14 protein-coding genes are annotated in these 15,747 nt (G+C 40.0%); all 14 read right to left on the bottom strand.

Going from position 1 to position 15,747, the window contains the following annotated elements:
• Window positions 1–4 precede the first annotated feature (4 nt).
• Window positions 5–1,498, bottom strand: coding sequence for a TolC family protein (locus ACFOSV_RS14005; protein WP_377906643.1), 1,494 nt, complete (start codon window positions 1,496–1,498; stop codon window positions 5–7).
• Window positions 1,491–5,333 (bottom strand): efflux RND transporter permease subunit, encoded by a 3,843-nt coding sequence (locus ACFOSV_RS14000; RefSeq protein ID WP_377906641.1) that lies wholly within the window; start codon window positions 5,331–5,333, stop codon window positions 1,491–1,493. The genes ACFOSV_RS14005 and ACFOSV_RS14000 overlap by 8 nt, the downstream gene beginning before the upstream one ends.
• An 81-nt stretch (window positions 5,334–5,414) precedes the next feature.
• Window positions 5,415–5,828, bottom strand: coding sequence for an HYC_CC_PP family protein (locus ACFOSV_RS13995; protein WP_377906640.1), 414 nt, complete (start codon window positions 5,826–5,828; stop codon window positions 5,415–5,417).
• A 72-nt stretch (window positions 5,829–5,900) separates the two neighbouring features.
• Complete coding sequence (locus ACFOSV_RS13990) at window positions 5,901–6,110, bottom strand: heavy-metal-associated domain-containing protein (RefSeq protein ID WP_377906639.1); 210 nt, start codon at window positions 6,108–6,110, stop codon at window positions 5,901–5,903.
• 57 nt (window positions 6,111–6,167) lie between these two features.
• A complete protein-coding gene (locus ACFOSV_RS13985; protein ID WP_377906638.1) occupies window positions 6,168–8,432 on the bottom strand; it encodes a heavy metal translocating P-type ATPase in 2,265 nt (754 codons plus the stop codon).
• A gap of 176 nt (window positions 8,433–8,608) precedes the next feature.
• Window positions 8,609–9,052 carry a DUF6197 family protein gene (locus ACFOSV_RS13980; RefSeq protein ID WP_377906637.1) on the bottom strand — a complete coding sequence of 148 codons (444 nt, stop codon included), beginning with the start codon at window positions 9,050–9,052 and terminating at the stop codon, window positions 8,609–8,611.
• A gap of 186 nt (window positions 9,053–9,238) precedes the next feature.
• The gene (locus ACFOSV_RS13975) at window positions 9,239–10,057 is read right to left on the bottom strand and encodes an LEM-3-like GIY-YIG domain-containing protein (protein WP_377906636.1); all 819 of its coding nucleotides are present in this window, start codon (window positions 10,055–10,057) and stop codon (window positions 9,239–9,241) included.
• 80 nt (window positions 10,058–10,137) lie between these two features.
• Window positions 10,138–10,776, bottom strand: coding sequence for a hypothetical protein (locus tag ACFOSV_RS13970; RefSeq protein ID WP_377906635.1), 639 nt, complete (start codon window positions 10,774–10,776; stop codon window positions 10,138–10,140).
• Entirely contained in the window at window positions 10,751–11,386 is a 636-nt protein-coding gene (locus ACFOSV_RS13965; RefSeq protein ID WP_377906634.1) for a DUF6610 family protein, read from the bottom strand. Before ACFOSV_RS13965 ends, ACFOSV_RS13970 begins: the two co-directional genes overlap by 26 nt.
• Window positions 11,387–11,580: 194 nt before the next feature.
• Window positions 11,581–12,318 carry a DUF6090 family protein gene (locus ACFOSV_RS13960; protein WP_377906633.1) on the bottom strand — a complete coding sequence of 246 codons (738 nt, stop codon included), beginning with the start codon at window positions 12,316–12,318 and terminating at the stop codon, window positions 11,581–11,583.
• Between the two features lie 15 nt (window positions 12,319–12,333).
• Window positions 12,334–13,107, bottom strand: coding sequence for a DUF6090 family protein (locus tag ACFOSV_RS13955; protein ID WP_377906632.1), 774 nt, complete (start codon window positions 13,105–13,107; stop codon window positions 12,334–12,336).
• Window positions 13,108–13,244: 137 nt separating this feature from the next.
• Window positions 13,245–13,931 carry a DUF6090 family protein gene (locus ACFOSV_RS13950; RefSeq protein ID WP_377906631.1) on the bottom strand — a complete coding sequence of 229 codons (687 nt, stop codon included), beginning with the start codon at window positions 13,929–13,931 and terminating at the stop codon, window positions 13,245–13,247.
• Between the two features lie 136 nt (window positions 13,932–14,067).
• Entirely contained in the window at window positions 14,068–14,787 is a 720-nt protein-coding gene (locus ACFOSV_RS13945; RefSeq protein WP_377906630.1) for a DUF6090 family protein, read from the bottom strand.
• A 51-nt stretch (window positions 14,788–14,838) separates the two neighbouring features.
• Window positions 14,839–15,747 carry an alpha/beta hydrolase gene (locus tag ACFOSV_RS13940; protein ID WP_377906629.1) on the bottom strand — a complete coding sequence of 303 codons (909 nt, stop codon included), beginning with the start codon at window positions 15,745–15,747 and terminating at the stop codon, window positions 14,839–14,841.

The following is a 15,747-nucleotide window of genomic DNA, read 5'->3' as shown; positions in this document are numbered from 1 at the left end:
TTCATTAATTAAGGGGAATTGAAGAGGAGGAAAGCATCTCCAGTTTAGCTAGGCTTTGATATTGCCAATTGATGGCATTGATCTCTTGTAACTGATAATTCAGCAGTTGCTGCTGAGCCCTGAGGAGTTCTTCAAAATCTTCTCCATCACCCGAATAGGAGGTGATTAATAAATTGAGCTTTTGATTGGTCAAATCCCTTTGCTCGCTGTAGAGTCTGATTTTTCGCTCTGCATTTTCCCAATCTCGATAGGCATTTGCCCATTCTACAGCCAATAGATTTCTCGTTTGTTCCTTTTCTAAAATTGTCGCCTCTTGAAGCAATTCTACTTCCTTGATTCTAGAATTGATCTTTTTGCGATAAATGGGAAGTGAGAGGCTAACCATCGGCATAACCATATCTCGTCCGCCCATTACCATCCCGTTTTCCTCGCGGGAAGTAAATGGCATATAATTAACGCCTGCACCTAGCATTGGTCTTCCGTCAAGCTTAGCCATTTTGGCCTGTTGTTCATAGGCAGCATATTCTGAGTCATACATTGCCAACATGGGGTTATTGGCTTGAATGCTGTCTAAAACAATCATTTTTTCCGCATCCAATTCTAGAGGTTCAAAACCCGGAGGAAGTGAGATTTCTGTTCCAATCTCTCGATTAAGCAATTGGTTAAATCTGATGTGTAGAGGTTCCAAATCAGCAACTTGCTGTTCGATAGTATTTTCCAATTCTCGTATTGAAATGCGAATCTGAAGAATATCGCTCATGGATGAACCAGAATTGGACATACCTCCGGAATTCATGCTTCCTGAATTGGATAAACTCGTCGAATTAGCTGCTAAACTTTGATTTTTTCCCATTCCGCTCATTCCAGACGCTTCTGCTGAGGAACTGGAAGTCATACTTCTTTCCGATCCAGACATTTGTGGAATGGAACCACTTGATGCACCTCCACTTGCTGACTGATATTTAATCAATGCAAGCCGTTCGTATTTATTAAGAAATTCTAGGTTCTCTTTAGAAATTCTAACTTCCTCGTTCAGTCGAATCATCTCGTACCAGGTTGATTTCACTTGGTACATCAACTGATTTTTATCTTCTAAAAAGAGCTGATATTGAGCCTGAGCCATATAATTGGCTTCTTCCTTTTGGGTAGAGATCGTTCCAAACCAAGGAAACATTTGCATTAATCGCAGGTCAGCTTGCTGGTTTCCCATAAAGCGTTCCATGGGTCGAAAGAAAAATCCTGCCTGTAGTTCTGGATCGGGTAATCCGGGTTGATTTATCCGTTCCATCGCAGCTTCATATCGTGCATAGGAAGCCCTCAAGCCTGGATTATTTTCTGCAGCTTGAATTAGATAGTCGTCAAGGGTTTGAGCCTTCGTCATTCCTGATGTCAAAATCAAAGGAAGGAGAATTACGACAGTCAGGAATTTCAAATTGAAAATCTGAATCCCGAGATTTTTACCCTGAAATTCAAATTTCGTGAAGATTCTATTATTCATGGCTTGATGTGTTAAACTCCTCAGTGAATACTTCGGAATTGTTTTTCAATTTTCTTTCAGCCCACCAGCAATACAAAGTGGGGACAATAAATACAGTGGTAATCTCCAAAACCATCCCACCAACAGATGGAATAGCCATTGGGATCATGATATCCGAACCTCGCCCTGTAGAAGTCAGGACTGGTACCAATGCCAATAAAGTCGTCGCAGTAGTCATCATACATGGAAGAACTCTTCGCTTACCTGCTTCCAAAACCGCCTCTCGAATTTCTTTCACAGATTTAGGCTGATTGGCTTTAAAGCTTTGATCTAGATAAGAAGCGACGACTACCCCATCATCCGTAGCAATACCGAATAAGGCTATAAATCCTACCCAAACGGCCACACTGAGATTGTAGATTTTCATTTGGAATAGATCACGGAGATTGGTTCCGAAGAAGGAGAAGTTCATAAACCAATCCTGCCCATATAGCCAAAGCATGAGGAAAGCGCCAGAGAATGCCATTCCTATCCCCACAAATACGAAAAGGGAAGTGGATACCGATCTAAATTGGAAATACAAAATCAAGAAAATCAGGATGAGACAGAGCGGAACCACAATTCCCAACCTTTTCTCAGCTCTGACTTGGTTTTCGTAAGTGCCAGAAAAAGCATATCGAACTCCATTTGGCACTTTCAGTTCACCTGAATCGATCTTTGATTGGATGTAGTCTTGTGCCTGCTCTACTACGGTGACTTCAGCAAAACCGTCCATTTTGTCTAAGAGGACATATCCTACCAAGAAGCTGTTTTCCCCCCGGATCATATCGGGTCCCGGTCTATAAGAAATCTCTGCAACTTGGCTCAATGGGATGTAATTGCCCAAAGGAGTCGGGATTTGAAGATTCTCAATGGCATAAGGATCGTCGCGGAACTCCCGTGCATAGCGCACACGGATTGGAAATCTTTCGCGGCCTTCCACCGTGGTGCTTAGCTTCATGCCTCCAATGGCGGTTTCTATAAAGTCTTGAACATCCACGACATTCATTCCATATCTGGATATTTCATCTCTATTGATGTCCAATTCCAGGTAAGGTTTTCCCACGATTCGATCTGCGAAAACAGCTTCTTTTTTTACCGAAGGGACATCTTTGAGATATTTTTCCAATTGGAGACCAAAGTCCTCAATAGTTTGAAGATCAGGTCCATATACCTTAATCCCCATTGGTGCTCTCATTCCAGTTTGAAGCATCACCAAGCGGGTTTCGATGGGCTGAAGTTTTGGCGAAGAGGTCACGCCTGGGATTTGAATGACTGAAACGATTTCTTCCCAGATATCATCTGGCGACTGAATGTGTTTCCTCCATTGACGGAAGTATTCGCCATCCTCATCAGGCACCAAATCTTCTACCCGAATTTGATTGGGAGTCATCGTTTCCGGATCAAATAGAGAACCGTCTTTTAGCTCATATTTTCCATCTTTTAGTTTAAAGCGAAGTCTATTTCCGTCCAAATCAGTGGCATATTCGCTTTTATAATTGATGGTATTTTCAAACATATTGATAGGAGCAGGGTCAATTGCTGTCTCTGCCCGTCCGGCTTTTCCCACGACCAAATCCACCTCAGGAATTGCTGTGACCAACATATCGAGTTGCTGAAGGACTTCTTTGTTCTCCTGAATTCCTGCATGAGGCATGGTAGTCGGCATGAGTAGAAATGAACCCTCATTCAGTGAAGGCATAAATTCTTTGCCCATTCCGGGAAATGAATGACTCAAACCTGACCAGAGTCCGGTAGTTCGGATATTGACCCCAATGACATCAAAGCTTCTTGGTATAAATCCAAATACTCGATTAAATCCTAACCAAGCGCTAGTTCCTAGAAGGATCACTAGGATAGGGGAAAGGATAAATTTGCCCTTATTCGCAAGACACCATACTAGAATCTTAGGATAGATTCGAATAAAACCCGAAAATCCACCTAGAACCAAAGCCAGCAGAAAGGCTATAAATCCAAAATTCAGCAGCTTACTCACAGAAACACCCAATGGCATCCAAAGCCCAGTCAAAAGCCAAGTGACGAAGAGCAGTGTGATGGAAATGGTTGCGAAATTTTTCTTAGGCTGTACTTTTTCAGGAAATTGATCTGCTAGAACATTGAGTGCGCCAAAAGCAAACAGCAACCAGCCGCCCCAAGCCCACATAGTAAAGGCAACAACAGGACCTAGAAGCAGAAGCGAAAAATTCAGAATTCTACCCAACTTCCCTTTGATCTCCTTCATGGAAAAAGCCCAGTGGGAGAAAGCAGGCATGATCAGTAGTGTGAAAATTACCGCTGAAACCAAGGCGAAAGTCTTGGTATAAGCCAAAGGACCAAAGAGTTTCCCTTCCGCCGCCTGGAGCGTAAATACTGGAAGAAAACTGATAATGGTTGTACTAACGGCTGTGATAATGGCTCCAGAGACTTCGGAAGTAGCCAGATAAACGGTCTTGAGTTTGGATTGGCCTTTTGGGGCAGTTTCCAGATGCCTCAGAATATTTTCATTTAGAATAATCCCCAAATCCACCATGGTTCCGATGGCAATAGCAATTCCCGATAGGGCAACAATATTGGCATCGATGCCAAAGTATTTCATGAAAATGAAACACATCAATACCGCCATGGGGAGCAAGGCTGAAATCAGGAGTGAAGCTCGGAGGTTATACACCATCACGATGATCACCAGGATTGTGACTAGAATTTGAAGATTGATGGCTTCGTAAAGTGTCCCTAAGGTCTCGTATATCAAGCCTGTCCTATCGTAGAAAGGCACTAAGGTGACCTTGGAAACTGTGCCGTCAGCTAATGTTTTGGTAGGTAGGCCTTGAGAAAGCTTTTCAATTTCTCCCTTCACACCTTCGATGACTTTTAGAGGATTATCACCATATCGGGCGATTACGACTCCACCCACAGCTTCAGCTCCACTTTTGTCCAAGATGCCAGACATATTTCTGGGCTGTGGCCCAATATTCACTCGAGCTACATCCTGAATACGGATTGGAACATTGTTAGTGACTTTGACAACGGCCTTGTCTAGATCTTCCAATTCCTCTACATAGCCTAGGCCTCGGATGAAATAATCAACCCGATTGACTTCGATGGTATTTGCTGATACATCCAGATTGGATTTTCTCACAGCTTCCATGACATCCATCAAGGTCACCCCATTGGCTTTTAAAGCTCCTGGGTCTACATCTACTTGATATTCCTTGACGTACCCGCCGACTGATGCCACTTCTGCGACGCCTTCTACGGCCGTAAGGGCATAGCGTACATAATAATCCTGGATGGTTCTAAGCTCGTGCAAATCCCAGCCTCCCGTAGGATTACCGTCCTCATCCCTTCCTTCTAGGGTGTACCAAAATACCTGACCCAGAGCCGTGGCATCTGGTCCAAGTTTCGGTTGGACATCATCCGGTAAAAGTCCGGCTGGAAGGGAATTGAGCTTTTCTAAAACCCGCGATCGACTCCAGTAAAATTCAATATCTTCTTCGAAGATGATATAGATACTGGAAAAGCCGAATGCAGAGCTTGATCGCACACTTTTTACTCCCGGAAGACCCAAAAGAGAAGTGGTGAGGGGATAGGTGATTTGATCTTCCACATCTTGGGGAGATCTACCCATCCACTCCGTAAAGACGATTTGTTGGTTTTCTCCAATGTCAGGAATGGCATCCACAGGGACGGGATCCCTAGGCAGAAAATCAATTTGCCAGTTGAAAGGAGCAGTAACAATTCCCCAGCCAATAATCAGCAAAAGGAAAAGAACCGTTACCAGTTTGTTTTCTAAGAAATACTTGATAAGTCGATTGAGCATAAATCAATGGTTAAATGCAAGAATGGATGCCAAAGACTTTTGGCACATGGAATGCATGCAGGGCTTCCTGCAACCAGCGATTTAAATCAAGAAAGACTGATACAGCACCTGAAGGTCCTGTTCTATCAGGGGAGGGGAAGAGGTGGGGAATTGATCTCCTTCGAAAGAATCAGAATCAATCCCAAAAACAAAAACCTGAACTAAAGCGACGGCAAAGTTTAAGGATAAGTCAAAATCCACTTTTTTCAATTGAATTTCATCGTCTACCTGAAGCTGAGTAGTGATATTTTCGCAGCAGGATTTGGAGTCTTGATGATTGTCTGAATCATTTTCACTGTGGTCCATGGGCATATTCATGCCACAGTCCACATGTTTTTTTCCAAAACCGATTTCCGATTTCATTTCCATACCCATACAAAAATGCGTCGTCTTCGCCATCCCAACGGATGAGAAGAAAACCAAGAGGGCTAAAAGAATGGAAATACTCGCTTTCATTGAGTCAAAAATACGGAATAAAATTCTGGATGTTCAAATTTGTACTGTAAGTAATTGATTATTAATGAATAATTACTTGGGGTTGGCTAGAAAACCTGCCTTCAATACAGCCTTTTTAATCGCTTCAGGTTCTAAGTCTTCTGTGACCACGGTCAAGGTTCTATCCGGGTCAGTCAAGTCTACCTCCCAGGATTCTATTCCAGTTTGCTCATTCAGTTTAGGACTTACTTTGGAGAGGCAATTGCCGCAGTTGATGTTGGTTTTAAATTTTAACGTTTTCATTTTGAAGATTGTTGATTCGTAAGAATGTGTAAGGGGCTAGAGTTAGTTGGAAATTCTTTAGAGTTTTCTGCTTTTCAGACGCAAGCTATTCAATACCACCGAAACCGAACTAAAGGCCATAGCGGCTCCGGCGATCATGGGGTCAAGTAAAAACCCATTGATGGGGTAAAGAATTCCCGCAGCGATAGGAATTCCGATCAGATTGTAAATAAAAGCCCAAAAGAGGTTTTGTCGGATGCCGTTTACTGTCAATTTTGATAAGTGGAAGGCTTTTGGGATGGCCTGAAGATCTGAGGAGATGATGGTCATCTTGGCCACATCCATGGCTATATCCGAACCGTGCCCCATGGCGATGCTGACATCGGCTTGAGCCAAAGCTTCCGAATCGTTGATTCCATCACCCACCATGGCAACGGTCTTTCCTTGGGATTGTAGGGTTTTTACAAAATCAGATTTATCGGAAGGCATCACCTCAGCTTTGAAGTGTTTCAAACCTACGGCATCAGCTACAGCTTTGGCAGTGTGCTGATTGTCCCCTGTGAGCATGTACACATCAATTCCCTGAGATTGTAGGTTCTGGATGGCTGCTTTGGAGCTTTCTTTGATTTGGTCTGCGATGGAAATAACAGCCAAAACCTCTTCTTCATTGGCGAAGAAAACAACGGTTTTAGCTTCCTGACGCCATTTTTCAGCTAATTCATAGCTTTCAGGATCCAGCTTAATTTGCTGTTCATCCAAAAGCTTTTGATTCCCCACCAAGTAGGTCTCTCCAGTAGATGATTTAGCTTGTACGCCTTTTCCGGTAATGCTTTGGAAATTCTGAATGGATGCAGGGCTGATATTAAGTTTATGAAGACTTTTAACAACCGCCTCTGCAAGCGGATGCTCTGATTTGCTCTCAAGAGCTAGAAGTATGGAGCGATAGTCCACGGTCGACGGTCGAACGTCCTCCGTGGACCGTTTACTTTCTCCAGTCCATTCAATTCTACCAACGGTTGGCTTCCCTTCCGTAATCGTCCCGGTTTTGTCCAAAATGACAGCATTCACGCGATGAGCGAGTTCTAGACTTTCGGCGTCTTTGATGAGAATATTGTTTTCAGCTCCTTTTCCAACGCCCACCATAATGGCAGTAGGCGTAGCCAATCCCAAGGCGCAAGGACAGGCAATCACCAAAACCGCAATAGACGTCAGTAGGGCATGGGTAAAGGCATCTTCACCGTCTACAATCATCCAAGTGGCAAATGTCAAAATGGAAATACTGATCACCACAGGAACAAAGATTCCAGCGATTTTATCTACCAGTTTTTGCACAGGAGCCTTACTGCCTTGAGCTTCCTGCACCCGCTGAATAATCTGCGATAGGAGGGTCTCACTACCGATTTTTTCTGCGATAAAGCTAAAACTGCCTTTTTGATTGACCGTGCCGGCGTAGACTTTGGCTCCGCTTGATTTCTCGATAGGGATGGGTTCACCCGAGATCATGCTTTCGTCCACAAAGGAACTTCCAGAAATCACTTTTCCGTCCACCGGGATTTTCTCTCCTGGACGGATAATGATCTCATAGCCTTGGACTACTTCGCTGATGGGAATTTCTTGTTCGACTCCATCGATTTTTGCCTTGAGGCTTTTGGGCTGAAGGCCTATCAATTTTTTCAGCGCCGAACTGGTACTCGATTTGGCGCGTGCTTCCAGTACTTTTCCCAGGGTAATAAAGGTGATAATGACCGTAGCAGCTTCGTAGTACACATGCGGCATAATGCCCCGTGTGGTCCAAAACTCAGGATAAACCGTATTGGCAAGGCTAAAAAGAAAAGCGATCCCGGTACTCAGGGCCACCAGCGTATCCATATTGGCTTTGCGATGCTTGGCTTGCTTCCACGCTCCTACAAAAAATGGTGCTCCAAAGTAGAATAACACAGGAAGAGTGAGTAGGAGGGAAATCCATTTTCCCGGTTCCCAATCCATAAAAAACATTCCAAGGATCACCACAGGAAGGGTTAGCCCAGCTGACCAGTACAAGCGCGTCTTGGTGGCCAAATATTCTTCCTCTTGAGCCGCCTGACTTACTTCCGAAGCATTCTGATCGGTAATGATCAGTCCATAGCCGATATCGGTCAGAGCCTGATTTAGCTTGTCTGGACTGGTGCTGGCATCAAATTCCACCTTTACGGTTTGGGTGGCATAGTTTACCGATGCGGATTTTACCCCATCGGTGTACTGCAAGATCGTCTCTACGCTCGAAGCACAGGCGGCACAGGTCATGCCGGTTACCGGAAAGGTTTCCTTATAGATTATATCTGGATTTGTGGTCTTTGTGTCCATAGCGAGTCTCCGAGGATACAAAGTTGACCAATTTTACACAAAAAAGCCTTACAGGATTTTGGAAGAGATTTATAAGATTTTGGGGGTTTGAGGCTGCTGGAAAAATTGGAAAGGGTAGATACAATCTATGCTTTGAGGGGAGGTTTTCGTAAGCAAGCTTAAACTAGCTATTAATTTTACCCGCCGTTAGCGGCAGCTTTATTTATTGTTTTTATCTCATCTATAGATTCCCTTAATACTTTTTTAATTTCTTCAAAGCTTGTATCTGGATGATTATTCCAGTCCATTAGTCTATGATTTATTACCCTTCCGTTTTCATATTTCTCCAATGTAAATCTTACTAACTGTAAAGACGATCTTCGGTGTTCATACTCACCTGTAATATCTATTGAAGCCTTGTAGAGAGAACAAAAGAGGCTATATTTTTCGTTTGCTATGTCATCGTCACATTTTCTGTCATCCTGCTTATTCCATTTCGTTTCATCTGATAAGATAGAGTCAGCTCTAATCAAAATTTGAAGGTCTAAAGAATCAAATTCCAAATTTCTATTCTCTGAAGATGACTGTCCAAAGCTTTGAAGCGAAATCATTGTGATGAGGATTAGGCTAATTGTTTTCATGATTCCAATTATTTGTTTTTCGCTTGCCGCTAGCGGTTTGGCGCTTGGCGAAAAAGTGGATTTCGAAGCACAAAACTGTCAAGCCAGCACTAAAGCCCAATTGAAAAACTGAACTTGAATGTAAGCACGTCACCCCGCATGATACCAAACTTATGTTACCAGTAGCCGTTCTTTTTTTGTTCGCTGTCATTCAGTTAATAATAAGTCTTTGAACTTTATGTCAAATTCAGTTTCTAAATATAGTCTTGTCGTGTGCTGTCCTTGCAATGAAGCTTTGATAAGTTGGCTTGTAAAAAGTCCGAATTTGCTTTTCCATTTTGCTTGTTTACTGTCAACTGCCTTTATCCAATCAACTTTTACAAGAAACTCTGATTTATCATTGTCGCAGTTGTCAAATATATTCGGCTCTTTGACTTCAAATTGTCTCAATGTTTTTCCGTCAATTTTGAAATCATTTACTCTAATTGCCTTTTCAGTCACTCGTCCAATACCAACGTAGCCGTGATTTTTTAAGTAAGCAACCACAATGTCACCTAGTTCTAATGTTCTTATAGGGTCGCTCCATTTTTTATCTTGTCCAGCCGATAGAAAGCCGAATTTTTTGCAGTCAGCCCAACACCTATTGGGTCCTTCACCAACATTTACATAATAAAGTCCGTTGTTAAAGTCAAAGCCGGAAAGGTCTTGATGAAAAGTGTCGTGAGGTCTGAATTTGTCGGCAAAATGTCCCGAAGAAAGATTTGTCAAGTTTCTACCAAGTTTCCAGATTAAAGTTTTCTCAACTAAAAACGCTTCTTTTTCTGTTAACCCTTTCGCAATTACTTTTATAATTGGTTCAAGTCCTTCCTTTTTAATCGTTTTAATGCGTTTTGCTTTTTCTGTGTCGCTGTCGTCAGAGAGATGAGCAGACTTTCTACTTCCCGTTCCTTTGCCGTAATAGAACTCTTCAAAGTTTCTCGGGTCTATGTAAACATAAACATAATATGTCGCTGTGTTGTCTGTCATACGGTTACTGGTAACGTTTCGTGTATGGTGTCGTAGCATCCCGAAGGGTGCTATGCACTATACACATTGTTAGGTAGCGTTTATTTTTTAGAGATAGGATGACCTCCTCCGTAATTAATTGAACTGGTGTCTATTTCAATTCCTGGTGAGTTTGCCACAAATTCTTCATAGTCATTTTCCCTTTTCTTTTTTATCCACTTTACTAGTTTTAAGTAGAACACAATAAGAACGATATAGGGCATCATTTTCATCCAGTCAAATGAAGCATCTGCCCAACTGATAAAAAATCCCGGATAAATTTCCGTGATGAAATGATAAGACAAAAAAAGCACAACAAGACCCCAACCTACATAAAGCTGAATTTTGAGAGAGGTTTGAACCGCATTTTTATCTCGGTGCTCACCAAAGTAGTATTGAATTTCTTTAAGGTCTTCTTTCTTCAAAAATTGTCTTTCTATGTTTGAAATGATAACAAGATTCCTGTTATACCAATAATTTGAATCATAAACATGGGCAATTACCCAAAGTGAAATAAGAATCACAACCGCAACGGCAATATCTATAGGAATTAACTCTTTTTCAGCCAATGCTACTACTGCAAAGGAACCAATTAATACACCAATAACTTGCCAAACTATCTTATGATGTCTGTCAATATCATTGAACATTTGTTCGTACATTTTTAAAAGAAATTCATCCCTTCTGTCCATTGTATCCATCCCAAATTTTGTTTATGTTCAATATACTATCATTTATACAGTTCTCATATCCACCCTTTGAATGTGGGATAAATTTGTCGCCAACAAAATAATCACCAAATCCTGCATCTAAAGTAAATCTATTACAATCAGCACTTACTACATTCATAATAGTTGCCAAATTTCGCTGAACATCTGGTCGACCACCTAATAAATGAACTTTTCTATTTCCAAAAGATTCTGGGGGTATTTCAGTTTTTCCATATTTAGAAGGTACGCTATACCCAAGAATATACCTTTCCGGAATCATATCAATCTGATTAACCAACTCGATTGCTTTTGGTACAACAATCACGTATTCACAATATTGCTCAAGAATTTGAGCTTCTTCCAAAATACTTTTTAAGTCATCTATGTTTTCAATATCTCTTGCTACAGTCATTGTTGGTCTAATTTCTTTAACAGTGGCTAAATGCTTTTTAAAGTTGTAATTTTTCCAGTCGATGTCTATAAAGGCTATATTTTTAAAAGTTTTAATGTCCCTTAAATTCGTATAACGAGCACCAACACTCCACCCATTTTTAGAGGCTATATCTAATACTTTTTTGCTGTGGTTTACGATTTTTATCATGGTGATTTTAATGCTACCTAACTTGTTTATTGACGTACTTTTGGTACATATATTTAACCGATTTGGTCAAGTATATGCACCTTTTGTGCGTTTAATTCAAAAAATGCGCTGGCGCTTTCTTTTTGCTGTTTGAAAATAGGAGTTCGTTCTGAATTTGCCAAAAAGTATTTAGTTTAAAAAAGTGTTTTTTTTGGTTATTTGCTCAGTTCTAGCTCGATTTCTTTGACTTGAGATTTCATATTTCTAATAGCGACGCTGATATATCTCTCGGCAATGGGGATAAATCCACCGGATAGAATCATGAAATCATCAAATTCATCCTTTTGCATCACCTCTTCATTGATCAAGTATTCTACTTCTATACCCTTGATGGAATCTGGCCTCACTTCTTTTTCAAACAATGTTGCCACCAAATCACCTCTCTTGTACAATTGTCTTCTAATAAAATCATTCACCCAAAATTCTACCCCTTTTAATTGTACCTCATACAAATTGGTAATGCTGTTTCGGAGGTCGGAATTTGAGATTTTATCCAAGCCTGTTGATTTGATCGATTCATAGGGACTATAATTCACTGCAATGGTAATACCGCCTCTTCTCACTTCACTAAAATGATAAGCCAATGAATCTTGAGGGTAAGAAGGATCGCTACGAATCGAGGCTAATTTGAAGACGCTTTTTTTTACCTCGGCTATATTCTCTAGTCCACCTTCCATATTTTTGATGTCTTCTTCAAGAGCATCTTGAATTTCCCTCAGCATGGTCACCTCATAATTTCGATTTAGTTTTTCCTGATTGTCATTGTTGATCTGCAGCGCGATCAAGATTCCTATGACTACCAGAATGATCTCCCCAATCGCATAAATCAGATACTTGCTGAATTTATTTTCAGAGAGCAGTTTCTGCCTAATTTTTCGAAAGAATTTTATCATTTGGGTATTAGGTCTTTATTTGGTTGAATTATTACAATTTGACTCTAATTCTGTTTCCAATTTTACGGTACTAGAGAGTATTTGCTTCAATAGTTCTTTTTCTCGAGCACTAATGATTACCGACATATTAATGTGATCTTGAAATTGCTTAAAGAGAATGTTTTCCGTATCCTTTTGCCAATTAACATTTGGCATAAGACTTAATAGTTCTTCTCCATAATTATCTTTATATAAGGGGATTTGATGGTAGCCAAACGCACTAAAGTCCTCATATTTAAAACTCAGGGCACTGAACCCTTTTTGGTTTTGTTGTAAAACATTCATTAAATATTCTAAATCCGAATAATGCTGTAGAATAGATGTTTTCAGTTTAGAGTTGCTAAAATTTTCTAATTTACCTGAAGACGTTATATCTAGAATTGCAGATTTACTAGGTATAAAATCGTAAGATCTTACAGCTGGAATAAACCCTTCCAATAGAATGGATTTGTCATCAACTTTCTGATACAAGTTTATTAGTACCTTTTTAGCAGAAACTATTCTCTCATCCAAAGATTTAATGCCTCTTTGAATATTCTTTATATCGGTTTGTAAATCTTCTTTAATCTTACAGTAGTAAACTTTTTCCTGCTCCACTTTCTTGATATTTTCATTCCAATTATTGATGGATAACGCAATCAAAATTCCGATAACCACAAGTATTATTTCTCCAACAGCATATTTCAAATACTTTTCAGTTTTTCCCTCTGAAAGTAAATTTTGTCTGATTTTTCTAAAGAATTTTATCATGGGAAGGGTTGGTTAGAATAAAGCCTCAGATGCTGTAAATAGGAGAGTAGCCAGAGTTCAGGTGAGTGGGAGGTAGGTTTAGAGCTGATTTTGAAAGGTTTTGGGGCCAAATAAGTAGTGCCATGAGCGTGCTTTCATTAGTTAACTGTAATTATAGTATCTATTTCTTCTGTAGCTAGTTCTAATTGTTCTAGATACCATTCCATTTGTTTAAAATGATGATATACATCGTCTAGAAATTCGATCAACTGTTCAGGTTTCATTTCACGAAATGTACCTGTGCGCCTTTCATAGCTATATTTCTTGCTTAGATCAGCCCATCTTTCGTCCAAAATCCTACCATTATCAATGAGTCTGTCATAAGTTGTGTTGTACAATTTCACTACTTTTTGTACCAATTCCTTATTGCGAAAAACAGTGATTTGATTCCCAGAAATTGCTGATTCGTATGAGCCATTAATGGGATAAAATGTACGTTGACTTGTAAAATACACTCTGAATAAAGAATCTAAAAAATTATTGTCCGTATTGTAAACCTTGAGTAAGTCTCTATTTAGCGTTTCATAAGCTTCTATTCTTGGTTCGTTGAGTTTTATTACGCTCTCAATAAAAGCCTTGTCTTGTTTTAAGTCATTTTCTAAGCTTGTTATAAATTCCTTTTCAGCGATAGATTGTCTTCTAGATTCATTCCAATTGTTGATCTGAAGTGCTATTAAAATCCCTATGACGACAAGTACAATCTCTCCAATGGCATATTTCAGGTATTTCCCGGTTTTACCTTCTGACAGTAAGTCTTGCCTAATTTTTCGAAAGAATTTTATCATAGGAAGGATTGGTTAAGATGAAGCCTCAGATGCTGTAAATAGGAGAGTAGCCAGAGTTCAGGTGAGTGGGAGGTAGGTTTAGAGCTGATTTTGAAAGGTTTTGAGGCCAAGTAATTAGGGACATGTGGATGTTTCCTTATTTTTCTAATTCTTTTCTAATCTGACCTTGTACGATTTTAATTTCTTCTTTTCCTTTTTCGTATCGGCCTATTACCCAATTTAAAATCCATATGTTGGTAGTTAACATGTTCTGAAAAGGTATGTCATTTCTCAATTCTTCAAGATTTATCGGTTCTGCTTTCCTGTAATTTTCATAGATCTTTATTTTATTTTGTATCAACAGAACTTGATTCTCTTGAAATCTTCGGACAACTGTTCTTCTGTCTTCAACGATTGCATAATACTTAATACTGTATAATTCTGAAATTGCTTGTCGTAATTCCTTATTCTGAATTATATCAATTCCGATGTTGCTTAAATTTTCATAGGCTATGAGGGTAGGTTCAAAATTCCCATGACCTATTAAAGCCGAATAATGGTACTGTAAGGAATCTGTGATCGGTGTTTGGTTTTGCAGATGCTCCAAAACCTTTGAACTATGGGTAAGAAATGTAGATGTTTCTTCAATTTTCAAGTCGAGGTTTTCTAGGTCATCTTCAAGATTTACAAGAATTTCATTCAAAATATTTGATTCTATTCGACGCTCTTTTCGAGATTCATTCCAATTGTTAATCTGTAATGCAATTAAAATCCCTATCACTACGAGTACAATCTCTCCAATGGCATATTTGAGGTATTTTGCAGTTTTACCTTCTGAAAGTAAGTCTTGTCTAATTTTTCGAAAGATTTTTAACATGGGAAGGGTTGGTTATTACGGAGTGGATAGCTGCACAAGATAGCCGGTCTTTTAATTTTTATTGTGTGAAGTAATCCATTCAATCACATCATTGATATAAACAGGGGGAAGGCTGTGTCCAGCCTCATAAAATTTGAGCTTCTTATCCGTAATATGCATTCCATCAAAGAACTGATTCACCTCCGTCACGGTAGTGAAATAATCCGTTCTTCCCATCAAAAGAATTACGGGTGATCTCTGAACATCAGCGTAATACATGGAACTTATATCTTTCAGCTTTTCAGCAATTTCATTTGGCCAAGCGAAGCCTTTTATTTCTTTTATGGGACGATTTAAGGGTGGAACACAGGATGCCACGCTATTGATCCTTGGGTCAACCGCATTCAATAGCAATGAGAATGCGCCTCCCATACTGTATCCAATCAAATCGAACTGAAGCTTCTCACCAGTATATCGGTTTTCAAGGTAATCCATTAGGATGCGTAAATCTTTGATGGTACTTGAATAAAGTTCACATAGACTTTCTGCGTCCTGCTGACTTCTAGACAACTCGGGCGGAAGTGTGCCTGCTGGCCTAAAATTGAATTCGTAACTTCTTTCGCCATGATACTTAGCATCTGGAATAATTACATTATAACCGAGCGATACGAGAGAATCTACCAGCTTCCCATCCGACGTTGGTTTTACCCAGTTTTCCTTTGAACCACCAAGACCGTGTAAAAGAAGGACGAATTTGTTGGTGTTCTCGCTGTTGATGTAGTGATAAAAGGGCACTTTAGAGTCAAAACCATTGATAACCGCTTTTTCATATCGATTAACAGTCGTGTCCTTTGTGTTTTGAAATACAATTTGTTCACCAAATTCAGTGCTTGGTGCATAGGTGAATTCGTTTCTCAATTTCTGAGCGCTACACAAGGCAATACTCGAATAGGCCAGGATTAATAGAATTGCATATTTCAT

This window comes from Algoriphagus namhaensis, from assembly GCF_042649705.1.
Classification (GTDB): domain Bacteria; phylum Bacteroidota; class Bacteroidia; order Cytophagales; family Cyclobacteriaceae; genus Algoriphagus; species Algoriphagus namhaensis.
This window is presented reverse-complemented; position numbering and strand designations above follow the sequence as displayed.

Bases quoted from the DNA above. Each gene is read 5' to 3' on its own strand.
- ACFOSV_RS13940 (WP_377906629.1), bottom strand. From the start codon at position 15,747: ATGAAATATGCAATTCTATTAATCCTGGCCTATTCGAGTATTGCCTTG.
- ACFOSV_RS13970 (WP_377906635.1), bottom strand. From the start codon at position 10,776: ATGGATACAATGGACAGAAGGGATGAATTTCTTTTAAAAATGTACGAA.
- ACFOSV_RS13965 (WP_377906634.1), bottom strand. From the start codon at position 11,386: ATGATAAAAATCGTAAACCACAGCAAAAAAGTATTAGATATAGCCTCT.
- ACFOSV_RS13960 (WP_377906633.1), bottom strand. From the start codon at position 12,318: ATGATAAAATTCTTTCGAAAAATTAGGCAGAAACTGCTCTCTGAAAAT.
- ACFOSV_RS13975 (WP_377906636.1), bottom strand. From the start codon at position 10,057: ATGACAGACAACACAGCGACATATTATGTTTATGTTTACATAGACCCG.
- ACFOSV_RS13990 (WP_377906639.1), bottom strand. From the start codon at position 6,110: ATGAAAACGTTAAAATTTAAAACCAACATCAACTGCGGCAATTGCCTC.
- ACFOSV_RS14005 (WP_377906643.1), bottom strand. From the start codon at position 1,498: ATGAATAATAGAATCTTCACGAAATTTGAATTTCAGGGTAAAAATCTC.
- ACFOSV_RS13950 (WP_377906631.1), bottom strand. From the start codon at position 13,931: ATGATAAAATTCTTTCGAAAAATTAGGCAAGACTTACTGTCAGAAGGT.
- ACFOSV_RS13945 (WP_377906630.1), bottom strand. From the start codon at position 14,787: ATGTTAAAAATCTTTCGAAAAATTAGACAAGACTTACTTTCAGAAGGT.
- ACFOSV_RS13955 (WP_377906632.1), bottom strand. From the start codon at position 13,107: ATGATAAAATTCTTTAGAAAAATCAGACAAAATTTACTTTCAGAGGGA.
- ACFOSV_RS13985 (WP_377906638.1), bottom strand. From the start codon at position 8,432: ATGGACACAAAGACCACAAATCCAGATATAATCTATAAGGAAACCTTT.
- ACFOSV_RS14000 (WP_377906641.1), bottom strand. From the start codon at position 5,333: ATGCTCAATCGACTTATCAAGTATTTCTTAGAAAACAAACTGGTAACG.
- ACFOSV_RS13995 (WP_377906640.1), bottom strand. From the start codon at position 5,828: ATGAAAGCGAGTATTTCCATTCTTTTAGCCCTCTTGGTTTTCTTCTCA.
- ACFOSV_RS13980 (WP_377906637.1), bottom strand. From the start codon at position 9,052: ATGAAAACAATTAGCCTAATCCTCATCACAATGATTTCGCTTCAAAGC.